At 72.5% G+C, this 23,722-nt stretch carries 19 protein-coding genes; 2 read left to right on the forward strand and 17 right to left on the reverse strand.

The window, feature by feature from the left end; all coding sequences use genetic code 11:
* Nucleotides 1-42: 42 nt before the first annotated feature.
* On the reverse strand, nt 43-543 hold the full coding sequence (locus OG338_RS08320; protein WP_405936700.1) for a hypothetical protein: 501 nt from the start codon (nt 541-543) through the stop codon (nt 43-45).
* Nucleotides 544-684: 141 nt separating this feature from the next.
* Nucleotides 685-1,791, reverse strand: a complete 1,107-nt coding sequence (proB, locus tag OG338_RS08325; protein ID WP_405936701.1) for a glutamate 5-kinase — start codon at nt 1,789-1,791, stop codon at nt 685-687.
* A gap of 225 nt (nt 1,792-2,016) precedes the next feature.
* On the opposite strand from proB, the gene rfbC reads away from it, so the two are divergent.
* Nucleotides 2,017-2,670 (forward strand): dTDP-4-dehydrorhamnose 3,5-epimerase, encoded by a 654-nt coding sequence (rfbC, locus tag OG338_RS08330; protein WP_405936702.1) that lies wholly within the window; start codon nt 2,017-2,019, stop codon nt 2,668-2,670.
* Here the strand turns inward: rfbC and rfbD are convergent.
* The 5 genes from rfbD to galE form a co-directional block, all read right to left on the reverse strand.
* Nucleotides 2,589-3,554 carry a dTDP-4-dehydrorhamnose reductase gene (gene rfbD / locus OG338_RS08335; RefSeq protein WP_405936703.1) on the reverse strand — a complete coding sequence of 322 codons (966 nt, stop codon included), beginning with the start codon at nt 3,552-3,554 and terminating at the stop codon, nt 2,589-2,591. The genes rfbC and rfbD overlap by 82 nt on opposite strands.
* Complete coding sequence (gene rfbB / locus OG338_RS08340) at nt 3,551-4,540, reverse strand: dTDP-glucose 4,6-dehydratase (RefSeq protein ID WP_405936704.1); 990 nt, start codon at nt 4,538-4,540, stop codon at nt 3,551-3,553. The genes rfbD and rfbB overlap by 4 nt, the downstream gene beginning before the upstream one ends.
* Nucleotides 4,537-5,607, reverse strand: a complete 1,071-nt coding sequence (locus tag OG338_RS08345; RefSeq protein WP_405936705.1) for a glucose-1-phosphate thymidylyltransferase — start codon at nt 5,605-5,607, stop codon at nt 4,537-4,539. The genes rfbB and OG338_RS08345 overlap by 4 nt, the downstream gene beginning before the upstream one ends.
* A gap of 314 nt (nt 5,608-5,921) precedes the next feature.
* Complete coding sequence (locus OG338_RS08350; RefSeq protein WP_405936706.1) at nt 5,922-6,101, reverse strand: hypothetical protein; 180 nt, start codon at nt 6,099-6,101, stop codon at nt 5,922-5,924.
* 456 nt (nt 6,102-6,557) lie between these two features.
* On the reverse strand, nt 6,558-7,529 hold the full coding sequence (gene galE, locus OG338_RS08355; protein ID WP_405936707.1) for a UDP-glucose 4-epimerase GalE: 972 nt from the start codon (nt 7,527-7,529) through the stop codon (nt 6,558-6,560).
* Between the two features lie 191 nt (nt 7,530-7,720).
* Here galE and OG338_RS08360 point away from each other — a divergent pair, with 191 nt between their 5' ends.
* Nucleotides 7,721-9,943: a CDP-glycerol glycerophosphotransferase family protein gene (locus tag OG338_RS08360; protein WP_405936708.1), complete on the forward strand. Its 2,223-nt coding sequence runs from the start codon at nt 7,721-7,723 to the stop codon at nt 9,941-9,943.
* A 76-nt stretch (nt 9,944-10,019) separates the two neighbouring features.
* Here OG338_RS08360 and obgE read toward each other — a convergent pair whose 3' ends face one another.
* The 10 genes from obgE to OG338_RS08410 all read right to left on the reverse strand — a co-directional run bounded on the left by obgE (nt 10,020) and on the right by OG338_RS08410 (nt 23,703).
* Nucleotides 10,020-11,459 carry a GTPase ObgE gene (obgE, locus tag OG338_RS08365; protein WP_405936709.1) on the reverse strand — a complete coding sequence of 480 codons (1,440 nt, stop codon included), beginning with the start codon at nt 11,457-11,459 and terminating at the stop codon, nt 10,020-10,022.
* A gap of 138 nt (nt 11,460-11,597) precedes the next feature.
* Nucleotides 11,598-11,855 carry a 50S ribosomal protein L27 gene (gene rpmA / locus OG338_RS08370; RefSeq protein WP_018103204.1) on the reverse strand — a complete coding sequence of 86 codons (258 nt, stop codon included), beginning with the start codon at nt 11,853-11,855 and terminating at the stop codon, nt 11,598-11,600.
* A 14-nt stretch (nt 11,856-11,869) separates the two neighbouring features.
* Complete coding sequence (gene rplU, locus OG338_RS08375) at nt 11,870-12,190, reverse strand: 50S ribosomal protein L21 (protein ID WP_014045903.1); 321 nt, start codon at nt 12,188-12,190, stop codon at nt 11,870-11,872.
* Between the two features lie 196 nt (nt 12,191-12,386).
* A complete protein-coding gene (locus tag OG338_RS08380) occupies nt 12,387-13,448 on the reverse strand; it encodes an iron-containing alcohol dehydrogenase family protein (RefSeq protein WP_405936710.1) in 1,062 nt (353 codons plus the stop codon).
* Nucleotides 13,436-14,188: a sugar phosphate nucleotidyltransferase gene (locus OG338_RS08385; RefSeq protein WP_405936711.1), complete on the reverse strand. Its 753-nt coding sequence runs from the start codon at nt 14,186-14,188 to the stop codon at nt 13,436-13,438. The genes OG338_RS08380 and OG338_RS08385 overlap by 13 nt, the downstream gene beginning before the upstream one ends.
* A gap of 65 nt (nt 14,189-14,253) precedes the next feature.
* Nucleotides 14,254-15,144 (reverse strand): UTP--glucose-1-phosphate uridylyltransferase GalU, encoded by an 891-nt coding sequence (galU, locus tag OG338_RS08390; protein ID WP_405936712.1) that lies wholly within the window; start codon nt 15,142-15,144, stop codon nt 14,254-14,256.
* Between the two features lie 97 nt (nt 15,145-15,241).
* On the reverse strand, nt 15,242-19,444 hold the full coding sequence (locus tag OG338_RS08395) for an Rne/Rng family ribonuclease (RefSeq protein ID WP_405936713.1): 4,203 nt from the start codon (nt 19,442-19,444) through the stop codon (nt 15,242-15,244).
* A 230-nt stretch (nt 19,445-19,674) separates the two neighbouring features.
* Entirely contained in the window at nt 19,675-20,457 is a 783-nt protein-coding gene (locus OG338_RS08400) for a TIGR03936 family radical SAM-associated protein (protein WP_405936714.1), read from the reverse strand.
* Nucleotides 20,458-20,578: 121 nt separating this feature from the next.
* Nucleotides 20,579-21,688 (reverse strand): hypothetical protein, encoded by a 1,110-nt coding sequence (locus OG338_RS08405; protein WP_405936715.1) that lies wholly within the window; start codon nt 21,686-21,688, stop codon nt 20,579-20,581.
* 89 nt (nt 21,689-21,777) lie between these two features.
* Entirely contained in the window at nt 21,778-23,703 is a 1,926-nt protein-coding gene (locus OG338_RS08410; protein ID WP_405936716.1) for a TIGR03960 family B12-binding radical SAM protein, read from the reverse strand.
* Nucleotides 23,704-23,722 lie beyond the last annotated feature (19 nt).

Raw genomic sequence — 23,722 nt, forward strand, 5'->3', positions numbered from 1 at the left:
CATCCCGTGATGCGAGACGGCCGTTTCACCGGCGGCGGGCGGTCAGTAGGGGTGGACTCCGACCGGGGCGGCCGGCGGCGGTCCGTATCCCTCGGCGACGCGTTGGTGGTAGGTCTCGCGGTCGATGACTTCGAGGCCGACGATCGCCCAGGGCGGCAGACCGGCGGTGGAGCGGTGCTCGCCCCAGAGCCGCAGGGCGACGGCCGCCGCGTCGTGCAGGTCGCGGGCCTCCTCCCAGTAGCGGATCTCCGCGTGGTCGTTGGCGTAACGGCTGGTCAGCAGGAAGGGGTGGTCGTGCGCGAGCTGTTCGAGGCCGCGCCTGACCTCCTTCAGCGGGAACTCGTTCCCGGAGACGCAGAGGGTGACGTGCCACAGTTTCGACGGGGTGTGTTCCTGACCGGCCGGTCTCGGCTCCGGCCGCCCGGGACGCTCGTCCCGCCGGTCCGCGGGGCCGCTCCCGTCGAAGCCGGCCCCCGCTCCCACACTGGTCAGGGTGCGGCCACCCGTTCCTCGGGGCGGCGCCCCCGGGCGCGCTCGTCTCACCGGCGGCCTCCTGTGATGTGTTGCTTTTGCTGTACCCCGCAGTTTCCCTGCTACAAAGTGGACCAGCCCGCGGCCCGGTGTGGGGTGGTTTTCGTGAAGGTCTCGGTCCGATGGCTGGACTTTCAGCCGTTTCGGGGGGCGTCAGCCGTGCAGGAGGACGAGATCGTCCCTGTGTACGACCTCGCGTTCGTAGGCGGGGCCGAGGTCCCGGGCGAGGTCGCGGGTGGAGCGGCCGAGGAGCTGCGGCATCTCCTTGGCGTCGAAGTTGACGAGCCCGCGCGCCACGGGCCGCCCCCGCAGATCGCGGAGTTCGACCGGGTCGCCCGCGGTGAATTCGCCCTCAACCGCCGCGATCCCGGCCGGCAGCAGCGAGCTGTGGCGCTCCACGACCGCCTGCACCGCCCCGTCGTCCAGGGTCAGCGCGCCGCGCGGGGTCGAGGCGTGGGCGAGCCAGAGGAGCCGGTCGGCGGAGCGGCGTCCGGTGCGGTGGAAGTAGGTGCCGGTGTCGCGGCCGGCGAGGGCGTCGGCGGCGTGGCTGGCGGAGGTGAGAACGACGGGGATGCCCGCGGCGGTGGCGATCCTGGCGGCCTCGACCTTGGTGACCATGCCGCCGGTGCCGACGCCCGCCTTGCCGGCGCTGCCGATGCTGACCCCGGCCAGGTCGGCGGGTCCGGTGACCTGGGCGATGCGGGTGGTGCCGGGGATGCTCGGGTCGCCGTCGTAGAGGCCGTCCACGTCGGAGAGGAGGACCAGCAGGTCGGCGCGGACCAGGTGGGCGACGAGGGCGGCGAGCCGGTCGTTGTCGCCGAACCGGATCTCGTCCGTGGCGACGGTGTCGTTCTCGTTGACGACGGGCAGCGCGCCCATGTCCAGGAGCTGGTCGAGGGTGCGGTAGGCGTTGCGGTAGTGGGCGCGGCGGCTGGTGTCGTTACTGGTGAGCAGGACCTGGCCGACGCGGATGCCGTAGCGGGCGAAGGAGGCGGTGTAGCGGGCGACGAGAAGTCCCTGGCCGACGCTGGCGGCGGCCTGCTGGCGGGCCAGGTCCTTGGGCCTGCGGTGCAGTCCGAGCGGGGCGAGTCCGGCGGCGATGGCGCCGGAGGAGACGAGGACGACCTCGCGTTCGCCGCCGTCGCGGACCTTGGCCAGCACGTCGACCAGGGCGTCGACGCGGTCGGCGTCGAGGCCGCCGGCGGCGGTGGTGAGGGAGGAGGAACCGACCTTGACCACGATCCTGCGGGCTTCCGTCACGCCCTGCCTTGCCCCTGACACCCGGTCCCCCGCATTCGCTCGCTGGACCCCGCAATCTACGCGAGAGCGGAATCCGGCGCCTTCGCGTTCCGCACCGTGGAAACGCCGGGGCGACCTTTTCATCGCCTTATGTACCGTTCCGTGTCTGTTCGGTCCCCGGACTCGTTGGGCAGAGACACCGGGGCCGGCAGGTGGCCCCGCGGAGTGCGAACAGGATGTGATCGCATGCGCCGGCTCTCCGTTCCCGGGGCCTGGGTGCACGAGCCCACGGTCTTCCCGGACGGCCGCGGAAGCTTCCACGAGTGGTTCCGGGCGGCGGACCTGGGGGCCGCGGCCGGGCACACGCTGGGGCTCGCGCAGGCCAACTTCTCCAGCTCGCGGCGGGGCACGCTGCGCGGGATCCACTTCGCGGACGTGCCGCCGGGCCAGGCGAAGTACGTGAAGTGCGTGCGGGGCGCGGTGCTGGACGTGATCGTGGACGTACGCGCCGGCTCGCCCACGTACCAGCGATGGGAGGCGGTCCGGCTGGACGACACCGACCACCGGGCGGTCTACCTCGCGGAGGGGCTCGGCCACGGCTTCATGGCGCTGACCGACGACGCGTGCGTGCTGTACCTCTGCTCCGAGGGCTACGCGCCGGAGCGGGAGCACGGCATCGACCCGCTCGACCCGGAGCTGGGCATCGAGTGGCCGGCGGACATCGCGCCGCTGCTCTCCCCGAAGGACGCCTCGGCCCCGAAGCTCGCCGAGGCCGCGGGGCGCGGGCTGCTGCCGTCGTACGCGGAGTGCGAGGCGTACTACGCGCGGCTGCGTGCGGACGGTCCGGCGGTGCCGGGGGTCCGGGCGGGCGAGCCGTCGTTCAGCCCGGCGGCCGGCTGACCGGGGCGTTCGGCGGCGAGCAGCGCGGGGAAGGCCGCGTGCAGTGCCGTACGCCAGTCGCGGAGGGGCTCGATGCCGGCGGCCCGGAAGCGGTCGTGCGCGAGCACGCTGTACGCGGGCCGGGGCGCGGGTCTGGCGAAGGCGGCGCTGCCGACCGGGCGGACGCGGTCCGGGTCGGCGCCCAGCAGCCGGAAGACTTCGCGGGCCAGGCCGTACCAGGTCGTCGCGCCACCGCTGGTGCCGTGGTAGACGCCCGCCGGGGCGGTGCCGTCGAGCGCGGCGCGGCCCAGCAGGACCAGCCGGGAGGCGAGATCGGCGGTCCAGGTGGGCTGGCCGCACTGGTCGTCCACCACGTCGAGGGTGTCCTTGACGGCTTCCAGCCTGATCATCGTACGGACGAAGTTGGCGCCGCCCGCGCCGTAGAGCCAGGCGGTCCGCACGACGTGGCCGGTGTCCGGCAGGGTCTCCAGGACCGCGCGCTCCCCGGCGAGTTTGGTGCGGCCGTACGCGCTGCGCGGGGCGGTCGGGGCGTCCTCCGGATACGGCCGGTCCGCGTCGCCCGCGAACACGTAGTCGGTGGAGATGTGCAGCAGGACGCTGCCGTGGGCGCGGCAGGCACCGGCGAGGACGGCGGGTCCGGTGCCGTTGACGCGCAGCGCCTCGGCCTCCCGGCTCTCCGCGTCGTCCACGGCGGTCCAGGCGGCGCAGTTCACGACGACGGCGGGCCGCTGGGCGTCGAAGACGTCACGGACCCCGGCCGGGTCGGCGATGTCCAGGGCCGCGCGGTCCGCCGCGACGACGGTGGCGCCCTCGCGGGCCAGCGCGGTCGTCAGGTCCCGGCCGAGCATGCCGCCGGCCCCGGTGACCAGCCAGCGCGGCCTCACAGGGCGGCCCTTTCCTTGAGCGGTTCCCACCAGGAGCGGTTTTCCCGGTACCAGCGGACGGTTTCGGCGAGGCCGGCCGCGAAGTCCTTGCGGGGCGCGTAACCCAGCTCCTCGCGGATCTTCGTGCAGTCGACGGAGTAGCGCCGGTCGTGGCCCTTGCGGTCCTGGACGTGGACCACGTCGGTGTCCCAGTCGGCTTCGCACGCCTCCAGGAGCAGCCGGGTGAGCTCCTTGTTGGACAGCTCGGTGCCGCCGCCGATGTTGTAGACCTCGCCGGGGCGGCCCTTCGTGCGGACGAGCTCGATGCCCTGGACGTGGTCGTCGATGTGCAGCCAGTCGCGGACATGGGCGCCGTCCCCGTACAGCGGGACGGGCAGCCCCTCCAGCAGGTTGGTGACGAAGAGCGGGACGACCTTCTCGGGGAAGTGGTGGTGCCCGTAGTTGTTGGAGCAGCGGGTGACGCGGACGTCGAGGCCGTGGGTGCGGTGGTACGCCAGGGCGATGAGGTCGCCCGACGCCTTGGAGGCGGAGTACGGGGAGGTGGGCGCGAGGGGTTCGTCCTCGGTCCAGGAGCCCTCGTCGATGGAGCCGTAGACCTCGTCGGTGGAGACGTGGACGAAGGTGCGGACGCCCGCCTCGTGCGCGGCGTGGACCAGGGTGTGGGTGCCCATGACGTTCGTACGGACGAAGGCGGCGCCGCCGTCGATGGAGCGGTCCACATGGGACTCGGCGGCGAAGTGCACCACCTGGTCGTGTCCGGCCATGAGCCGTCCCACCAGCTCCGGGTCGCAGATGTCGCCGTGCACGAAGGCGAAGCCCGGACGGCCCCGGACCTCGTCCAGATTGGCCGGGTTGCCCGCGTAGGTGAGGGCGTCGAGCACGGTGACGGAGACGTCGCCGGGGCCGTCCGGGCCGAGCAGCGTACGGACGTAGTGGGAGCCGATGAAGCCGGCGCCTCCGGTGACGAGGATGCGCGTACCGGTCATGAGGAGATCTGCACCTTGCTGTGGTCGCCGAGGACGAGTCGGTGGGCGGAGGGGCTGCGGGGCGCGGGCGTCACCTCGACGTCGTGGCCGATCAGCGATGCCTCCACGCGCCGCACCCCGTCGATGGAAGCGCCCCCGAGGACGATGGAGTATTCGATCTCACTGTCCTCGATGCGGCAGTTCTGGGCGACCGAGGTGAACGGGCCGACATAGGCGTCGCTGATCACCGACCCGGTCCCGATGACGGCGGGCCCGACGATCCGGCTGCGGGTGACCCGGGCGCCCGGTTCGATCAGCACCCGGCCGATGATCTCGCTCTCGCCGTCGACGTACGCGCCGTCGGTGCACGGCTCGACGCCCTCCAGGACGGTCCGGTTGACCTCCAGCATGTCGGTGACGTTGCCGGTGTCCTTCCAGTAGCCGTGGATGATCGTGGAGCGCACATCGCGTTCGCGGTCGATGAGCCACTGGATGGCGTGGGTGATCTCCAGCTCGCCGCGCCAGGAGGGGCGGATCGAGCGGACGGCCTCGTGGACGGCCGGGGTGAAGAGGTAGACGCCGACGAGCGCGAGGTCGCTCTTCGGGTGCTCCGGCTTCTCCTCCAGGGCCACCACCCTGCCGTCCCCGTCCAGCTCCGCGACGCCGAACGAGGCCGGGTCGGGCACCCGGGTCAGCAGGATGCGCGCGTCGGGCCGGTCCTCGCGGAACTCCTCGACCAGGTCCGCGATCCCGCCGACGATGAAGTTGTCCCCGAGGTACATCACGAAGTCGTCGTCGCCCAGGAAGCGCTGGGCGACCAGGACCGCGTGGGCGAGGCCGAGGGGTTCGGCCTGCGGGATGTAGGTGACATCGATGCCGAAGCGCGAACCGTCGCCGACCGCCGCACGGATCTCCTCCTCGGTGTCGCCCACGATGATGCCGACCTCGGTGATGCCGGCCTCCGCGATGGCCTCCAGGCCGTAAAAAAGCACCGGCTTGTTCGCCACCGGCACCAGTTGTTTGGCGGAGGTATGCGTAATGGGACGAAGCCGGGTGCCGGCCCCACCGGAAAGTACGAGAGCCTTCACAGTTTCTGCCCCCACGATGAGATGTGGCCGTTGAGATATGGCCGATGAGATGGCGGTCCTGTCGCAGCCGTGACCTCCGGCCGACCTTACTGAGAATCGTCCGCACTTCTGTGACAAAACGGCCCGGGCCCCCTTCTTGACGTCACATCCGGGGCGTTGTCGCACCTTTTCCTGCTCCGGGCGAGTGAATTCATGAACATGGCAAAGGGTTGTGGCTGACCTGCGATTTCCTGCTGCTCGTCGGAATGGTCAGGATGCCGGGCGACCAGAGCGAGGCGGTCTGCCTCCCCCTCGTACTCGGCCTGCTTGCTCTGTTACGCCCCGCACTTCGCCGCCCACGCGGCGGCGATCCGGGTACGCCAGTCACGGATCGACGCCTCCGCGCTGCGCATCACCCCGGCGCCGCCCGCCCTGCTGACCCGCCACCACGGCCCCCGCGTACTGCTGTCCGGCCTGCCGGCCACCGCCGGCATGTACTTCTCGGGCGGCGCCACCGGCCTCCCCGTCGTCTGCCTCCCGAAGGTCGCGCAGCTGCTGCGCCTGGACCACTCCACAGCGATGTGTCGAGCGTGGTCAGCGACTTCCTGGCCGGTGAGAAGCCGTACGCCGTGGCGAACACCGGCGGCCTGGCCGACGCGGTGTTCCGGGAGACCTTCCCGACCGTGTCGGCGGCGACGGTCCTCACCCGGGGGCGACGGGCTCGCCTAGGCGCGGGCGGCCCTGAAGCTCCGCCTCCTCGGCCCGTCCGGCCCGCCGTCCGGTTCGGCGACGCGGCGCGCGCTGTGCGAGGCGGCGGACGCGCACCGCGTGCGGGTGGCGGAGCGGCTGCTGTCCGGCATCCCCGCCCAGCGCCGCACGGATGCGGCACAACCGGCGCGGGAGGCATGAGCCGAAGGGCCCGGCACCGCTCTCCGTCGAGCGGTGCCGGGCCCTTCCGCGTACGACCGTGCCTACGGGTGGCGCAGGCGCCAGCCCTGCCACGCGGACTCGATCATCTCGTCCACGCCGTACCGCGCCGACCAGCCCAGCTCCGCGCTGATGCGCTCGGCGGAGGCGACCACGCGGGCCGGGTCGCCGGGGCGGCGGGCGGAGACCTCGGCGGTGGCGTCCTCGTTGCCCGTGACCTTGAGGATGCGGTCGACCATCTCGCGCACCGAGCTGCCCTCGCCGCGGCCGATGTTCAGCGTGAGGTCCGTGCCGGCCTCGGCCTCCTCCAGCCGGCGGGCGGCGGCGAGGTGGGCGGAGGCGATGTCCTCGACGTGGATGTAGTCGCGGACGCAGGTGCCGTCGGGCGTGTCGTAGTCGTCGCCGAAGATGCGCGGGGCCTCGCCGGCCTCCAGGCGCTCGAAGACCATCGGGACGAGGTTGAAGACGCCCTCGTCGGCCAGCTCCGGCGCGGCGGCGCCCGCCACGTTGAAGTAGCGCATCGAGGCGGCGCGCAGCCCGTAAGCCCTGGCGGCGGCGTGGATCAGCCACTCGCCGACCAGCTTGCTCTCGCCGTACGGGCTCATCGGCGCGCACGGGGTCGTCTCGGTGACGAGGTCGACGTCGGGCATGCCGTAGACGGCGGCCGACGAGGAGAACACCAGCCGGTCGACGCCCGCGGCGACCATGCTCTCCAGCAGGACCTCCAGACCGGTGACGTTCTCCTTGTAGTAGTAGAGGGGCCGCTCGACGGACTCGCCGACCTGCTTCTTGCCCGCGACGTGCACCACACCGGTCACCCCGTGCTCGCGGATCGCCGCGTCCAGGGCCTCGCGGTCGAGGACCGTGCCGGTCACCAGGGGGACGCCCGCGGGCACCTTGTCGGCGCTGCCGGTCGACAGGTCGTCGAACACGACCACCCGCTGACCACCGGCGAGCATCGCGCGCACCACGTGCGCCCCGATGAACCCCGCCCCACCCGTAACCATCCAGGTCATGTCGTGCGTCTCCTGTCAGCTGCTGTGCCCCCGTCGGCGTTCCACCCTACGTGGAAGGGCCCGAGGCACCCTCGGGGAGCGGCCGGGGCGATCAATTACGCTGTCCGGGTGCCGGACGCCGACCACTGTCGCACGGTCCGACCGCGACCCTCGTAGAACCCCTGCGGACAGCCCTCTGGAACTGGTGGACGATGCCTCGACTGACGCTCATCGTGCCTGCGTACAACGTGCAGGGGTACATCGGGGAGTGTCTGGACTCCGTGCTCGGGCAGGACTTCGCCGACTTCGAGGTCATCGGGGTGGACGACTGCTCCCCGGACGGCTCCGGTGCGATCCTCGACACATACGCGGCCCGCGACGACCGGCTGCGTGTGCTGCACCTCACGGAGAACGTCGGCCTGGGCCGTGCGCGCAACGCCGGGCTCGCGCGGGCGACCGGTGACTACGTCCTCTTCCTGGACAGCGACGACACCCTGGCACCGGGCTCGCTGTCGGCCATCGCGGCCCGGCTCGACGCGACCGGCGACCCGGACATCCTGGTCTACGACTACACCCGGACCTACTGGGACGGGCAGCTGCTGCGCAACAAGCGCACCGACCTGCTGACCGAGGAGGGCCCGGCCGTCTTCTCGCTGGCCGAGCGCCCGCAGCTCCTGGACCTGCTCCAGATCGTGTGGAACAAGGCGTACCGCCGCGACTTCGTCACCCGGCACGGCCTCCAGTTCCCGCCGGGTTATTACGAGGACGCGCCGTGGACGTACAGCTCGCTCCTCGCGGCGGAGCGCATCGCGGTGCTCGACCGCTCCTGCGTGCTGTACCGGCAGCGGCGTGAGGGCGGCAACATCCTCAGCACGGTCAGCCGGAAGCACTTCGACGTCTTCGACCAGTACGACCGGGTGTTCGCGTTCCTGGACGGGCGGCCGGACCTCGACTCCTGGCGCCCGGCGCTGTTCCGGAAGATGGTCGACCACTTCCTGACCGTGCTGGAGAAGCCGGGCCGGCTGCCGCGCAACGCACGCGCCGAGTTCTTCCACCGGGCCGCCAAGGACTACCGCGCACGGCTCCCGGAGGGCTTCGAGCGGCCGCCGGGCGGGCGCGGCTACAAGTACGCGCTGCTCGGCGTCGACTCGGCCTCCGCGTTCTTCGGTCTGACCCGCGCCAACAACGTCCGCCACCGCGCCCGGCTGGGCGGCAGGGCCCGGATCGGCCGGGCGAAGCGGGCGGCGCTCGGCATGTTCTACCGCTCCCAGCTGCGGCTGCCGGTGGACGAGAACCTGGCCGTGTTCTCCGCGTACTGGGGCCGCGGCTACTCCTGCAACCCGGCGGCCATCGAGGCCGAGCTGGGCCGGCTGGCGCCGCGGATGCGCCGGGTCTGGGCGGTGCGCGCCGAGCACCGCGACCGGGTGCCCGAGGGCGTCGAGAAGGTGATCGTCGGCTCCCGCGAGTACTGGGCGGTCATGGCCCGCGCCAAGTACCTGACGAACAACGTCAATTTCGGCGACACCATCGTCAAGCGCGACGGTCAGATCCACCTCCAGACCCACCACGGCACCCCGCTGAAGACGATGGGCCTCGACCAGGCGCAGTATCCGGCGTCCACCGACATGGACATGGAGAAGCTGCTCCGCCGCTGCGACCGCTGGGACTTCAGCCTGTCCTCCAACCGGTTCACCACCACCGTCTGGGAGCGGGTCTACCCCTGCCGGTACACCACCCTGGAGACCGGCTACCCGCGCAACGACGTGCTGGTCAACGCCACCGCGGCGGACGTCGTGGCGGCCCGGCGGGAGCTCGGCCTCGCGGACGGCACGACCGCCTTCCTGTACATGCCGACCCACCGCGAGTACGAGAAGGGCTTCGCGCCCCGGCTGGATCTGTCGAAGCTGGCCGAGGACCTGGGCCCGGACGTCACCCTGCTGGTGCGCGGGCACTACTTCTACAAGCCCACCGGCCGGCTCGCCGAGCTCCAGGCGGGCGGCCGGATCATCGACGTCTCCGGCCACGGCAACGTCGAACAGCTCTACCTCGCCTCCGACGCCCTGATCACCGACTACTCCTCGGCGATGTTCGACTACGCCGATCTGGACCGGCCGATCGTCATCCACGCGGACGACTGGGACACCTACCGGGTCGTGCGCGGCACCAACTTCGATCTGATGGCCGAGCCCCCGGGCGCCGTCGCGACGACCCAGGAGCGGCTGACCGCGATCCTGGGCTCGGCGGAGTGGCGCGACGAGAAGGCGGCGGCGCTGCGCGCGGCGTTCCGGGAGCGGTACTGCGACTACGACGACGGGCGGGCCGCGGAGCGCGTGGTGCGCCGGGTGTTCCTGGGCGAGGAGACCCCGCTGCCGGTGATCCCGCTCGCGGAGCGCACCCCGGTCCCCTCCCCCGCCGAGGCCCTGGCCCAGATCTGAGGTTTCTGGGAAACGACTGCGGGCCCGGTCCCCTCCGCCGTTCGGAAGGGACCGGGCCCGCAGTCGTCTTTCGTGCTTACGAGAACGGGTCGAAGTCCCGGTACTCCTCGGCGACCTCGTCGCGCTCCGCCTCACGGTCGCGGCGCCGCTGGGTGGCCGGACGCGGCGCCTCCAGACGGTGGTCCTCGCCACGGCGGCCCAGCATCTCCGCACCGGCGGTCACGGTCGGCTCCCAGTCGAAGACGACCGCGTTGTCCTCGGCGCCGATCGCCACGCCGTCGCCCGCCCGGGCCCCGGCCTTGCGCAGCTGGTCCTCGACACCGAGCCGGGCGAGCCGGTCCGCGAGGTAGCCGACGGCCTCGTCGTTGTTGAAGTCGGTCTGGCGCACCCAGCGCTCCGGCTTCTCGCCGCGCACCCGGTAGATGCCGTCCTCCTCCAGGGTGACGGTGAACCCAGCGTCGTCCACGGCCTTGGGCCGGATGACGATGCGGGTGGCCTCCTCGACCGGCTTGGCGGCGCGCGCCTCGGCGATGATGCCGGCCAGGGCGAACGACAGCTCCTTGAGCCCGGTCCTGGCGACGGCGGACGCCTCGAAGACGCGGTAGCCGCGCGCCTCCAGGTCGGGGCGGATCATGTCCGCGAGGTCCTGCCCGTCCGGGATGTCGATCTTGTTGAGGACGACGATGCGGGGCCGGTCCTCAAGACCCCCGTACAGCTTCAGCTCCTCCTCGATCATGTCGAGGTCGGAGACCGGGTCGCGGTCGGACTCCAGCGTCGCCGTGTCCAGGACGTGGACGAGCACCGAGCAGCGCTCGACGTGGCGCAGGAACTCCAGGCCGAGGCCCTTGCCCTGACTGGCGCCCGGGATCAGGCCGGGGACGTCCGCGATGGTGTAGACGGTCTCGCCGGCGGTGACCACGCCCAGGTTCGGGACGAGGGTGGTGAAGGGGTAGTCCGCGATCTTCGGCTTCGCGGCCGAGAGGACCGAGATCAGCGAGGACTTGCCGGCGCTCGGGTAGCCCACGAGGGCCACGTCGGCGACGGTCTTGAGCTCCAGGACGATGTCGCGGGCCTCGCCGGGCTCGCCGAGCAGCGCGAAGCCGGGGGCCTTGCGGCGGGCGGAGGCCAGCGCGGCGTTGCCGAGGCCGCCGCGGCCGCCCTGACCCGCGACGAAGGCGGTGCCCTGGCCGACGAGGTCGGCGAGCACATTGCCCTGGCGGTCGAGGACGACGGTGCCGTCCGGGACGGGCAGGACCAGGTCCTGGCCCTCCTTGCCGGTGCGGTTGTCGCCGCCGCCGGGCTGGCCGTTGGTGGCCTTGCGGTGGGGGTGGTGGTGGTAGTCGAGGAGCGTGGTGACGGACTGGTCCACGACCAGGGTCACATCGCCGCCGCGGCCGCCGTTGCCGCCGTCCGGACCGCCGAGCGGCTTGAACTTCTCACGGTGAACGGAGGCACAGCCGTGGCCTCCGTTACCCGCGGCGACATGCAGTTCGACGCGGTCCACGAAGGTGGTCATGGATGGAACCTCCAGTTGCATACCTGCGGAAAAACTTCGCTCGCCCCCGTAAGGGCAACACGCGAAAGGCGGACCCACTTCCCTTCTCGGGAAGTGAGGTCCGCCTCCACGTCATACCGCTCTACGAGCGCCGGGAATTCAGCCGGCGATCGGAACGATGTTCACGACCTTGCGGCCACGGTGCGTGCCGAACTCGACCGCACCGGCGGCGAGGGCGAACAGCGTGTCGTCGCCGCCACGGCCGACGCCCGTGCCCGGGTGGAAGTGGGTGCCGCGCTGGCGGACCAGGATCTCACCGGCGTTGACGGCCTGGCCGCCGAAGCGCTTCACGCCGAGCCGCTGAGCATTGGAATCGCGCCCGTTCCGGGTGGACGATGCGCCCTTCTTGTGTGCCATGTGTTCTCAGTCCCTTACTTCGCAGCCGCGGGAATACCGGTGACCTTGATCGCCGTGTACTGCTGGCGGTGACCCTGGCGACGGCGGTAGCCGGTCTTGTTCTTGTAGCGAAGGATGTCGATCTTCGCGCCCTTGTGGTGGTCCACGACCTCGGCCTGGACCTTGATGCCGTCGAGCACCCACGGGTCGCTGGTCACGGCGTCGCCGTCGACAACGAGCAGGGTAGAGAGCTCTACCGTGTCGCCAACCTTGGCAGTGGAAATCTTGTCAACCTCAACGATGTCACCGACAGCAACCTTGTGCTGGCGGCCACCGCTGCGCACGATGGCGTACACGCGGATCTCACTCTCACTCGAAACGGAAACCCCTGATGCCAGCCGCTCACACGGGTCCGGGGACCCGTGATGATCCGGAGTGGATGAGCGGCCTCTCCCGTACGAGCGGGAGGTCGGTGCTCAGAGGTGTGGCGAACAAACGCCGACGGTCAAGGTTACGGGGCCCGGCACAGCCGGTCAAACCGGGCCCGGCCCCTCAGACCGCGGCGGTTCTGACGTACTCGGCGTACGCGTCCCGGATGCCGTCCTCGGACAGATTCAGGTGCTCCAGGATCGTGTAGCGGCCCGGCCGGGTCTTCGGCGCGTACGCGACCACCCGGACGAACTCGTCCACGTCGAAGCCCATGTCCTCGGCGGTGACCGGCAGCCCGTGACGCCGCAGCACCCGGGCCATGCGTACGGACTCCTGGACGGCGCCGCGCAGATGCATGGCGAACGCCGCGCCGAGCCCGCACTGCTCGCCGTGGCTGGCGGCCCGCCGCGGGAAGAGCAGGTCGAAGGCGTGGTTGATCTCGTGGCAGGCGCCGGAGGCCGGGCGGCTGTCACCGGCCACCGACATCGAGATCCCGGTGAGCACCAGGCCCTCCGCCAGCACCTTGAGGAACGCGTCGTCGGCCAGGCCGCCCGGGTGGCGCAGCACGGCCTCGCCGGCCTGCCGGGCCATCGCGGCGGCCAGGCCGTCGATGTCCTCGCCGTTGACCCGGTGGGCCAGCTCCCAGTCGGCCACGGCCGAGATGTTGGAGAGCGCGTCCCCGATCCCGGACCGCACGAAGCGGACGGGGGCCTCGCGGATGACGTCCAGGTCGATGACCACGGCGATCGGGTTCGGCACGCCGTACGAGCCCCGGCCCGCGTCGTTGTCCAGCGTCGCGACCGGGGAGCACAGCCCGTCGTGGGACAGGTTCGTCGCCACGGCGACCAGGGGCAGCCCGACACGCGCCGCGGCGAACTTGGCGCAGTCGATGATCTTGCCGCCGCCGAGGCCGACCACGGCGTCGTAGCGCCCGGACTTCATGGCCTCGGCGAGCTTGACGGCGTCGTTCAGCGTGCCGCCGCCCACCTCGAACCAGGAGGCGCCCGGCAGGCTGTCCGCGAGCCGTTCCCGCAGGGCCCGGCCGGAACCCCCGCTGATCGCCATCGCCAGCTTCCCGGAGCCGGAGATCCGCTGATCGGCGAGGACACCCGCCAGATCCGCGAGCGCCCCGGCCCGGATGTCGACGGCGACCGGCGCGGGTATCAGCCGGGTCAGTACTGGCACGCGATCTTCCTGCCCTTGGCGAGGTCGTCGTGGTTGTCGATCTCTACCCACTTGACGTCGCCGATCGGCTCCACGTCGACCTTGAAGCCGCGGTTGACGAGCTCCTGGTAGCCGTCCTCGTAGTAGAGGTCCGGGTCGCGCTCGAAGGTGGTCCTCAGCGCGTCGGCCAGCTCCTCGGCCGCCTCGGCCTCGATGAGGGTGACGCCGATGTACTCACCGGTGGCCTCGGCCGGCTCCATCAGCTTGGTGATCCGGCGCACGCCCTTGCCGTCCTCGACGACGACCTTCATCTCCTCGTCGGCGAGGGACTTCACCGTGTCGAGGGCGAGGATGATCTTCTTGCCGTCGCCCCGCGCGGCCAGCAGGGTCTTCTCGACGGAGACCGGGTGCACGGTGTCGCCGTTGGCGAGGATGACGCCGTTCTTGAGGGCGTCCCGGCCGCACCACAGGGAGTAGGCGTTGTTCCACTCCTCGGCCTTGTCGTTGTCGATCAGCGTGATGCTGACGCCGTACTTGGCCTCCAGCGCCGCCTTGCGCTCGTACAGGGCCTCCTTGCGGTAGCCCACGATGATCGCGACCTCGGTCAGGCCGACCTCGGCGAAGTTGCCGAGCGTCAGGTCGACCACGGTCAGGCTCTCCTCGTCGCCCTCGGGGCCGACGGGCACGAGCGCCTTGGGCAGCGTGTCGGTGTAGGGGCGCAGACGACGGCCGGCGCCGGCGGCCAGAATCATGCCGATCATGGGGTTCTCCTCGGTGCGGTGGTGCGGGTGTCTGGGATCAGGAGTGCGGGTGCCCGGCGGGCGGGTCAGAGTTCCGACGCCACGTAGTCGCGCAGCCAGCCGCGGAAGTCCGGGCCCAGGTCCTCGCGCTCGCAGGCGAGGCGGACGATGGCCCGCAGATAGTCGCCGCGGTCGCCGGTGTCGTAGCGCCGGCCCCGGAAGACCACGCCGTGCACCGGGCCGCCGAGCTTCTCGTCGGCGGCGAGCTGCTGGAGCGCGTCGGTCAGCTGGATCTCGCCGCCCCGGCCCGGCTCGGTCTCGCGCAGCACGGCGAAGACGGCGGGGTCCAGGACATAGCGGCCGATGACCGCGAGATTACTGGGCGCGTCGCCCGGCTCCGGCTTCTCGACCAGGCCGGTGACCCGGACGATGCCGTCCTCGGCGGTGGGCTCCACCGCCGCGCAGCCGTAGAGGTGGCTCTGTTCGGGCGCCACCTCCATCAGCGCGACGACGCTGCCGCCCTCGCGCTCCTGGATCTCGGTCATCCGGGTCAGCAGCGGGTCGCGCGGGTCGATCAGGTCGTCGCCGAGGAGCACCGCGAAGGGCTCGTCGCCCACATGGGGCTCCGCGCACAGGACGGCGTGGCCGAGGCCGCGCGGGTCGCCCTGGCGGACGTAGTGCATGGTCGCGAGGTCGCTCGACTCCTGGACCCGGACCAGCCGCTCGGCGTCGCCCTTACGGGTCAGCGCCGACTCCAGCTCGTAGTTCCGGTCGAAGTGGTCCTCCAGCGCGCGCTTGTTGCGCCCGGTGATCATCAGGACGTCGTTCAGCCCCGCGGCGGCGGCCTCCTCCACGACGTACTGGATCGCCGGTTTGTCCACGACCGGCAGCATCTCCTTGGGAGTCGCCTTCGTCGCCGGCAGGAACCGGGTACCGAGCCCGGCGGCCGGTATGACGGCCTTCTGGATCTTGCGCATGTGGGGGCTTTCGTGTCGGGGGCGGGCGGGCCCGGCGCCGCGACGCGGCCGGCCGGTCCCGGAGCGGGACCGGCCGGACCGCGTCACATGAGGCGGATCAGTCCTCGTCGGCCGTGGCCGTGACGGCCGGGGCGGTCTGCTGCTCCGCCGCCACCGTCTTCTTCGCCGCCGCCTTCTTGGCCGTCGTCTTCTTCGCGGCCGTCTTCTTGGCCGCGGTCTTCTTGACCGCCGCCTTCTTGGCGGTGGCCTTCTTGGCGGTCTTGCGGGCCGCCTTCTTGGCCGGAGCCGCCTCGGGCTCCGCCTCGGCCTCGGGGGCCTCGGGGGTGTCCACCACGACGACCGCGGCGTCCTCGGCACCCGTGGGGGAACCGGCGGGCGCGCTGACCTTACGGGTGGCGCGGCGCCGGACACGCGGCGGCGCGGCCGGCTCCTCGGCCGGGGCCTCGGCGTGCGACGCCTCGACCACCGGGTCCTCGGCGGCCACCGGGTCGGGGCCGGGCTCGGCGGTGACCGGCTCGGCGGTGACCGGCTCGGCGGCCGGCGCGGGCTCGGCCGGGGCTGCCTCGGCCACGGCCGGCTCGGTCACGGCCGGCTCGGCCGGGGCCGGCGAGCCCGCCGGGGCGGTCGCCTTCCGGGTCGCCCGGCGGCGCGTGCGGCCCTGCGGGGCCTCGGCGGGAGCCTCCTCGGCCACCGGCTCCGGAGCCGCGACGGGCTCCGCGACCGGCTCGGCCACGATCTCCTCCGCCGGGGCGGCGGAGGACTTCGGGGCGCCGGCCGGGGCCGATGCCTTGCGGGTGGCCCGGCGGCGGCCGCGGCCGCGTGCGACGGCGGCCTCGGCCTCGGCGGCGCTGCTGTACAGCTCCTCGTCCGGGACGAACTCGGGCTCGGGCAGGGCCACCGGTGCGGCGACCTCCGCGGCGACCTCGGCCTCGGTCTCGGCCTCGGTGTGCTCCTGAGCGTGCTCGTGGCCGTGGTCGTGGTCCTGACCGCCGCCGCGCCGCTTCTTCGAGCGCTTGCCGCCGCCACCGCCGCCCGCGGACGCCGGCTGCTCCATGTGGACGATGACACCGCGGCCGTTGCAGTGGACACAGGTCTCGGAGAAGGACTCCAGCAGCCCCTGGCCGACCCGCTTGCGGGTCATCTGGACCAGGCCCAGCGAGGTGACCTCGGCGACCTGGTGCTTCGTACGGTCGCGGCCCAGGCACTCCAGCAGGCGCCGCAGCACCAGGTCCCGGTTGGACTCCAGCACCATGTCGATGAAGTCGACCACCACGATGCCGCCGAGGTCGCGCAGCCGCAGCTGGCGCACGATCTCCTCGGCCGCCTCCAGGTTGTTCTTGGTGACCGTCTCCTCCAGGTTGCCGCCCTGGCCGGTGAACTTGCCGGTGTTGACGTCGACCACGACCATCGCCTCGGTCTTGTCGATCACCAGCGAACCGCCGCTCGGCAGGTAGACCTTGCGGTCCAGCGCCTTCATCAGCTGCTCGTCGATGCGGTACGTCGCGAAGATGTCGACCTCGGAGGTCCACCGCGACAGCCGGTCCGACAGGTCGGGCGCCACGTGCGACACGTAACCGTGGATGGTCTCCCACGCGTCGTCGCCGCTGACGATGACCTTGGAGAAGTCCTCGTTGAAGATGTCCCGGACGACCCGGACGGTCATGTCCGGCTCGCCGTAGAGGAGCGTCGGCGCGTTGGAGCTGCCGGTGCCCTTCGCCTTCTTCCGGATGTCCTCCCACTGCTGCTGGAGCCGCTCGACGTCACGGCGCAGCTCGTCCTCGCTCGCGCCCTCGGCGGCGGTGCGCACGATGACGCCCGCGTCCTCGGGGACGATCTTCTTGAGGATGGTCTTGAGCCGGGCGCGCTCGGTGTCGGGCAGCTTGCGGCTGATCCCGGTCATCGAGCCCTCGGGCACATAGACCAGGTAGCGGCCGGGCAGCGAGACCTGGCTGGTCAGGCGGGCGCCCTTGTGGCCGATCGGGTCCTTGGTGACCTGCACCAGGACGGACTGGCCGGACTTGAGGGCGGTCTCGATACGACGGGGCCCGTGGGCCATGCCCAGCGCCTCGAAGTTGACCTCACCGGCGTACAGGACGGCGTTGCGGCCCTTGCCGATGTCCACGAAGGCGGCCTCCATGGACGGCAGCACGTTCTGGACCTTGCCCAGGTAGACGTTACCGACGTAGCTGGTGGCCTGCTCCTTGTTGACGTAGTGCTCCACGAGCACGTTGTCCTCAAGGACGCCGATCTGGGTGCGCTCGCCGCTCTGGCGGACGACCATGACGCGCTCGACGGCCTCGCGGCGGGCCAGGAACTCGGCCTCGGTGATGATCGGCACCCGGCGACGGCCCTGCTCGCGGCCCTCGCGGCGGCGCTGCTTCTTGGCCTCCATGCGGGTCGAGCCCTTGATGGACTGGACCTCGTCGAAGCCGGTGCCGGGCTCCCGCTCCTCCTTCTTGCGGGGCTCGCGGACCTTGACGACGGTGCGCTCCGGGTCGTCCGAGCCGTTCTCGCCCTCGGCCACCGCGTCACCGCTGCGCCGGCGGCGGCGCCGGCGACGGCGGCTGCTGCTCGATCCGGAGGCGCCGGACTCGCGCTCGTCGTCGTCCTCGTCCGCCTCGTCGGCGGACTCCTGGGCGGCCTCGGGCTCGTCCTCGGCCCGGTCGGCGTGCTCGTCGTCCGTCTGCTGCTCGGCGCCCTCGTCCTCGGCGGCCTCGCCCCGGCGGCGGCGACGGCCGCCCCGGCGACGGCGGCGCGACGGGCGGTCGCCGTACTCGTCGGTGTCCTCGCCGTCCTGCTCGGCCTCGGCCGCGGCCTCCGGCTCCTGCTCGTCCTCGGCCTGTTCCTGCGCCGGGGCGGCGGTCACGGTCTCGGCGGTGTCGGCCTCGGCGGCCTCACCGCGCCGGCGGCGACGGCGGCGCGAACCGCCCTGCGACACGGTCTCGGCGGGCGCGGGCGCCTCTTCGCGGACCGGGGCGACCTCGTCCTCGGGCTCCTCGTGCGTGGCGGCGGCGGCAGCGGCCGCGGCGGTCTCCGGGGTCTGGAACATCGGCTCGGCGAACACCGGCGCCTGGAAGACGGCGACGGCCGGGCGGGTGGCCCGGCGGCCCCGGCGCGCGGGCTCCTCCGGCTCGGCGGTGAACTCGGGGCGGCCGGCGGCGGTGGCCCGGCGGCGCTGGCGGCCGCGCGGGGCGGCCTCCTCGACCTCGACGGGCTCGGCGGCCAGCTCCTCCACGGCGGCCTCGGGCAGGCTCTCACCGGTCTGGGCCTCGGCGGGCTGCTCGTCGGCGGCCTTCGGCGCACCGGCCGGGGACGAGGCCCGGCGGGTCGCGCGGCGGCGGCCGCGGGGGGCCTCGACGGGCTCGGCGACCGGCTCGGCGGCCTGGGCCGTCCCGGTGACCTCGTCGGTCTCCTCGGCCTCTTCGGTCTCGTCCGCCTCGGCGACGGGCTCCACCGGGGCGGCCTGCGGGGCACCGGCCGGGGCGGAGGCCCGGCGGCGGGTGCGGCCACGCGGGGCCTCGGCGGGCTCGGGGGCCGGCTCTGCGGCGGTGCTGGGGATCTCCTCGGCCTCCGCCACGATCTCGGCGGCCTTGGGCGCACCGGCGGGCGACGTGGCCTTACGGACCGCGCGGCGACGGCGGGGCGCCTCGGCGGCGGGCTCGGCGGCCGGCTCCGTGGTGACGGGCTCGGCGGCGGCCTGCTCGGCCTCCGCCACGGTCTCGGCGGTCTTGGGCGCACCGGCGGGCGACGTGGCCTTGCGGACGGCGCGGCGGCGCGGGCGCGCCGGAGCGGCGCTCTCGGCGGTGGGCTCGGGGCTCTCCACGACGGGGGCCTCCTCAACGATCTCGGCCGGCTCGGCGGTCTTCGGCGCACCGCTCGGGGAGGTGGCCTTGCGGGCGGCGCGGCGACGGCGGGGGGCCTCGGCGACGGGCTCGGCGGCCGGCTCCGTGGTGACGGGCTCGGCGGCGGGCTGCTCGGCGGCGGCCGGTTCGGGGGTCACGGGCTCCACCGGCTCCGCCTGCCCGGCGGTCTTCGGCGCGCCGGCCGGGGACGTGGCCTTGCGGACCGCGCGGCGGCGGGGGCGGGCGGGGGCGGCCTCGGCGGCCGGCTCCGTGCTCGGGGACTCTGCGGCGTCAACGGCCGGTATGGCCGACGTGTCGGCGGTGGCCTGCGCCCCGCCCGACGGCGGACCGGCGGGGCGGGAGGCGGCGCGGCGCCTGCGGCGCGGGGGGAGCTTGTCCCCGGGGGTGTTGTTGTCTTCGGCGTTCCCGGCGGTGCCGGGTTCGTTCGGCTGGGGCATGCGGGCGTTTCTCCCGTCGCGCTCCCGGGCGCCGCACCTGATTCCGGTCCGGCTCGGTCCGCGGGTGGCCGCGGCACCGCCGTCCGGGGCGCGGGCGCCGCACGGGAGCTGAATCTTGGCTCGCCGGTTCCGTACGCGGTGTGCGGACGGCCTGGCGAAAGTCTTATGGGTCAGCGCGCGGCCCGGCCCAGGTGGCTCCCGAGCGCGAGGGCTGCGCTACGACGACCGCCTTACGCGGAACCTGCACCTTCGGGCGCCGTCGCGACGGCGGTCCCGGTGGCCGTGGTGGACACGGCCGGGGCTGCCTCGCGGTCGGGCGCGAGCGGGTCGGTCACCGTGCCGGACTCCTCGTCGAAGAGCCCCTGCGCCAGCCTGGTCACCGCTGCGGGGACCGGCGGCGCCAGGTCGGCCACAACGCGGAGACCGGACAGGACGTCGTCAGGCCGTACGACAGGTGTCACGTGCCGAACAACCAGCCGCAGTATCGCACAGGCCCTGTCACCGGGCCTATCAGCCGGAAGATCAAGGGTCTGGAGGCCGACCACGGCGGCACGGGCGTCGAAGGTCCGCATGCCGTTCTTGGTACGGCGCTCGACCTCGACGGTCTCCGCCTCGTTGAACGCGGACACGGCCTTCTCCGCGTCCTCCCGGGTCACCCCGTCGAGGCGGATCTCCCAGACGGAGGCGGTCAGCCGGTCGGCGAGGCCCGAGGTGCGGGCCTCGACGGCGTCCGTGATGTCCAGGCCGTCCGGCATGGAGTCGTTGAGCAGCTCACGCAGGACACCCGGGTCGCGGGGCTCGGTGAGGGCGATCTCCAGGAACTCGGCCTCGCTGCCCGTACCGGTGGGGGCGGCGTTGGCGTACGACACCTTGGGGTGGGGGGTGAAGCCCGCCGAGTAGGCCATGGGCACCTGGGAGCGGCGCAGCGCCCGCTCGAAGGCACGCTGGAAGTCGCGGTGGCTGGTGAACCGGAGGCGGCCGCGCTTGGTGTAGCGCAGTCGGATGCGCTGCACCGCCGGTGCGGGCGGCGGGCCTTCGGGCTGTCGCTTGCCCAGTGGTTCTTCTCCTCGGTGCGGGGCGGGCGCGGTGGCGCGCCGCCCTCGAAATGCGGGTGGCCCGGGGGCCCGGCCCGGCTCACCCCTGCTGTGCGGATTTCTCCGGGAGCGGGGAGAACTCTGGTCCTGGCACCGCGCTGGGCACGGTCGTTGCACTACCCAGAGTACGCGCAAGGGGGCTTCCGGGTTCCCCGGGCTCGGGTTCGGCGGGCGCGCCGACCAGGGCACGCCAGGCGTCGCGCCTGGCCCGGCGCACCGTTTCCCGGGCCGCGCGCAGCGTCTGGCGGGCCGTACGGCCCATCGCGCGCAGGGCCCGCCCGGCGGGTGCCAGGAAGGCGTCGCGCACGAAGTGGCCGACCGGGACGCACACCGTGCGGTACGCCCAGCGCACCGGCGCGGCGATCAGATTCCGGGCGAGCCAGGCGAGGGCCCGGCCGACCGCCCGGGAGAGGTATCCGGCGATCCGCCAGGCGATGCCGAGCGCGGCGGCGATCTCCCGGCCGACCGGGGTCAGGATGTGCCGGTACACCCAGCCGACGGGCGTGACGAGAAGCACGACGACGAGCCACCGCAGCGCGATCCCGAGGCCCCGGAAGAACCCCTCGATCCCCCGGATCACCAGCTCCAGCGTCCAGGCGATGGCATGGCCCAGCGGGGTGAGCACCCACCGGTACACCCAGCCGAGCGGGATCACCACGAGATACCGGGCCAGCCGGGCCGCGGCGAGCCCGACGGGCACCAGGACGTAACGCCACAGCAGCACCACCGGCATCACTAGCACGAGGGTGAGCAGCCACTTCAGGGCGGAGCCCAGCCCTCGCACCGCCGGGACCAGCACCTCGCGGTACAGCCACCGCAGCCCGTGTCCGAGCGGGGTGAGCAGCCGCGCGTACGCCCATTGGAGCGGCAGCACGATCCCGTACCGCACCACGGGCACCACGACATGGCGCCAGAGCACGACCGCCGGCCGGACGAGCAGGGCCAGGAGCAGCCAGGCCAGGGCGCGTCCGAGCGGGCGGAGCAGCAGCCGTTCGGCGGCCCGGGCGGTGACGACGAGGGCGTCCCAGACCATCCGGACCGGCAGGACGACGAGGAGCACCACGATCCGGACCGGGACGCGGATCACCGCGGTGAGGCAGCCGTCACCGCCCTCGTAGTACGCGGGCACCTGGTGCTTTCCCTGTTCCATGCACTCCATGACGCGAAGGCCCGGCCGGGGGTTTCCCCGGACCGGGCCTTCGTCACCGAGCTGTCACACGTCCGCGATCACTTCGCGGCTCACTTCACGACCGTCAGCGGCAGGAGCTTCTTGCCGGTCGGGCCGATCTGGATGCTGGTGTCCATCTGGGGGCACACCCCGCAGTCGAAGCACGGGGTCCAGCGGCAGTCCTCGACCTCGGTCTCGTCCAGCGAGTCCTGCCAGTCCTCCCAGAGCCAGTCCTTGTCCAGGCCCGAGTCCAGGTGGTCCCAGGGCAGGACCTCCTCGTAGGTCCGCTCGCGGGTGGTGTACCAGTCGACGTCCACGCCGTACTCCGGCAGGGTGGCCTCGGCGCTCTTCATCCACAGGTCGTAGCTGAAGTACTCGCGCCAGCCGTCGAACCGGCCGCCGGCCTCGTAGACCTCGCGGATGACGGAGCCGACCCGGCGGTCGCCGCGCGAGAGCAGGCCCTCCACGATGCCGGGCTTGCCGTCGTGGTAGCGGAAGCCGATCGAGCGGCCGTACTTCTTGTCGCCGCGGATCTTGTCCCGGAGCTTGCCGAGGCGGGCGTCCGTCTCCTCGGCGCTGAGCTGCGGCGCCCACTGGAACGGGGTGTGCGGCTTGGGCACGAAGCCGCCGATGGAGACCGTGCAGCGGATGTCGTTCTGGCCGGAGACCTCGCGGCCCTTGGCGATGACGTTGACCGCCATGTCGCCGATCTGGAGGACGTCCTCGTCGGTCTCGGTGGGCAGCCCGCACATGAAGTACAGCTTCACCTGGCGCCAGCCGTTGCCGTAGGCGGTGGCGACCGTGCGGATCAGGTCCTCCTCCGAGACCATCTTGTTGATGACCTTGCGCATGCGCTCGGAGCCGCCCTCGGGGGCGAAGGTGAGACCGGAGCGGCGGCCGTTGCGGGTCAGCTCGTTGGCCAGGTCCACGTTGAACGCGTCGACGCGGGTGGAGGGCAGCGAGAGGCCGACCTTGTCCTCGGTGTAGCGGTCCGCGAGGCCCTTGGCGATCTCACCGATCTCGGTGTGGTCGGCGGAGGACAGCGAGAGCAGGCCGACCTCCTCGAAGCCGGTCGCCTTGAGGCCCTTCTCCACCATCTCGCCGATGCCGGTGATGCTTCGCTCCCGCACGGGGCGCGTGATCATGCCGGCCTGGCAGAAACGGCAGCCGCGGGTGCAGCCGCGGAAGATCTCCACGGACATCCGCTCGTGGACGGTCTCGGCGAGCGGGACCAGGGGCTGCTTGGGGTAGGGCCACTCGTCCAGGTCCATGACGGTGTGTTTGGACACCCGCCACGGCACGCCCGACCTGTTCGGTACGACGCGGCCGATGCGGCCGTCCGGGAGGTACTCCACGTCGTAGAAGCCGGGGACGTACACGCCGCCGGTCCGCGCGAGGCGGAACAGCACCTCCTCGCGGCCGCCGGGGCGGCCCTCGGCCTTCCAGGCGCGGATGATCTCGGTGATCTCCAGGACCGCCTGCTCGCCGTCGCCGATGACCGCGCAGTCGATGAAGTCCGCGATCGGCTCCGGGTTGAACGCGGCGTGGCCGCCGGCGAGCACGATCGGGTCGTCGATATCCCGGTCCTCGGCGGCCAGCGGGATGCCGGCCAGGTCCAGGGCGGTGAGCATGTTGGTGTAGCCCAGCTCGGTGGAGAAGCTGAGCCCGAAGACGTCGAACGCCTTGACCGGGCGGTGGCTGTCCACGGTGAACTGCGGCACCTGGTGCTCGCGCATCAGCGCTTCGAGGTCCGGCCAGACGCTGTAGGTGCGCTCGGCGAGGACGCCCCGGCGCTCGTTGAGTACCTCGTACAGGATCATGACGCCCTGGTTGGGCAGCCCGACCTCGTACGCGTCCGGGTACATCAGCGCCCAGCGGACGTCGCACTCGTCCCACGGCTTGACGGTGGAGTTCAGCTCACCGCCGACGTACTGGATGGGCTTCTGCACATGCGGGAGCAGAGCTTCGAGCTGTGGGAAGACCGAATCGACAGACATCGCGAACTTTCGAGAGCCG

It is taken from the genome of Streptomyces sp. NBC_00726, from assembly GCF_045161735.1.
GTDB lineage: Bacteria > Actinomycetota > Actinomycetes > Streptomycetales > Streptomycetaceae > Streptomyces.

Coding starts and splice junctions, on each gene's coding strand:
- galE (WP_405936707.1), bottom strand. CDS start 7,529: ATGACCTGGATGGTTACGGGTGGGGCGGGGTTCATCGGGGCGCACGTG.
- galU (WP_405936712.1), bottom strand. CDS start 15,144: ATGCGCAAGATCCAGAAGGCCGTCATACCGGCCGCCGGGCTCGGTACC.
- obgE (WP_405936709.1), bottom strand. CDS start 11,459: ATGACCACCTTCGTGGACCGCGTCGAACTGCATGTCGCCGCGGGTAAC.
- rpmA (WP_018103204.1), bottom strand. CDS start 11,855: ATGGCACACAAGAAGGGCGCATCGTCCACCCGGAACGGGCGCGATTCC.
- OG338_RS08385 (WP_405936711.1), bottom strand. CDS start 14,188: ATGATCGGCATGATTCTGGCCGCCGGCGCCGGCCGTCGTCTGCGCCCC.
- rfbC (WP_405936702.1), top strand. CDS start 2,017: ATGCGCCGGCTCTCCGTTCCCGGGGCCTGGGTGCACGAGCCCACGGTC.
- rfbB (WP_405936704.1), bottom strand. CDS start 4,540: ATGACCGGTACGCGCATCCTCGTCACCGGAGGCGCCGGCTTCATCGGC.
- OG338_RS08405 (WP_405936715.1), bottom strand. CDS start 21,688: ATGGAACAGGGAAAGCACCAGGTGCCCGCGTACTACGAGGGCGGTGAC.
- OG338_RS08360 (WP_405936708.1), top strand. CDS start 7,721: ATGCCTCGACTGACGCTCATCGTGCCTGCGTACAACGTGCAGGGGTAC.
- OG338_RS08395 (WP_405936713.1), bottom strand. CDS start 19,444: ATGCCCCAGCCGAACGAACCCGGCACCGCCGGGAACGCCGAAGACAAC.
- OG338_RS08410 (WP_405936716.1), bottom strand. CDS start 23,703: ATGTCTGTCGATTCGGTCTTCCCACAGCTCGAAGCTCTGCTCCCGCAT.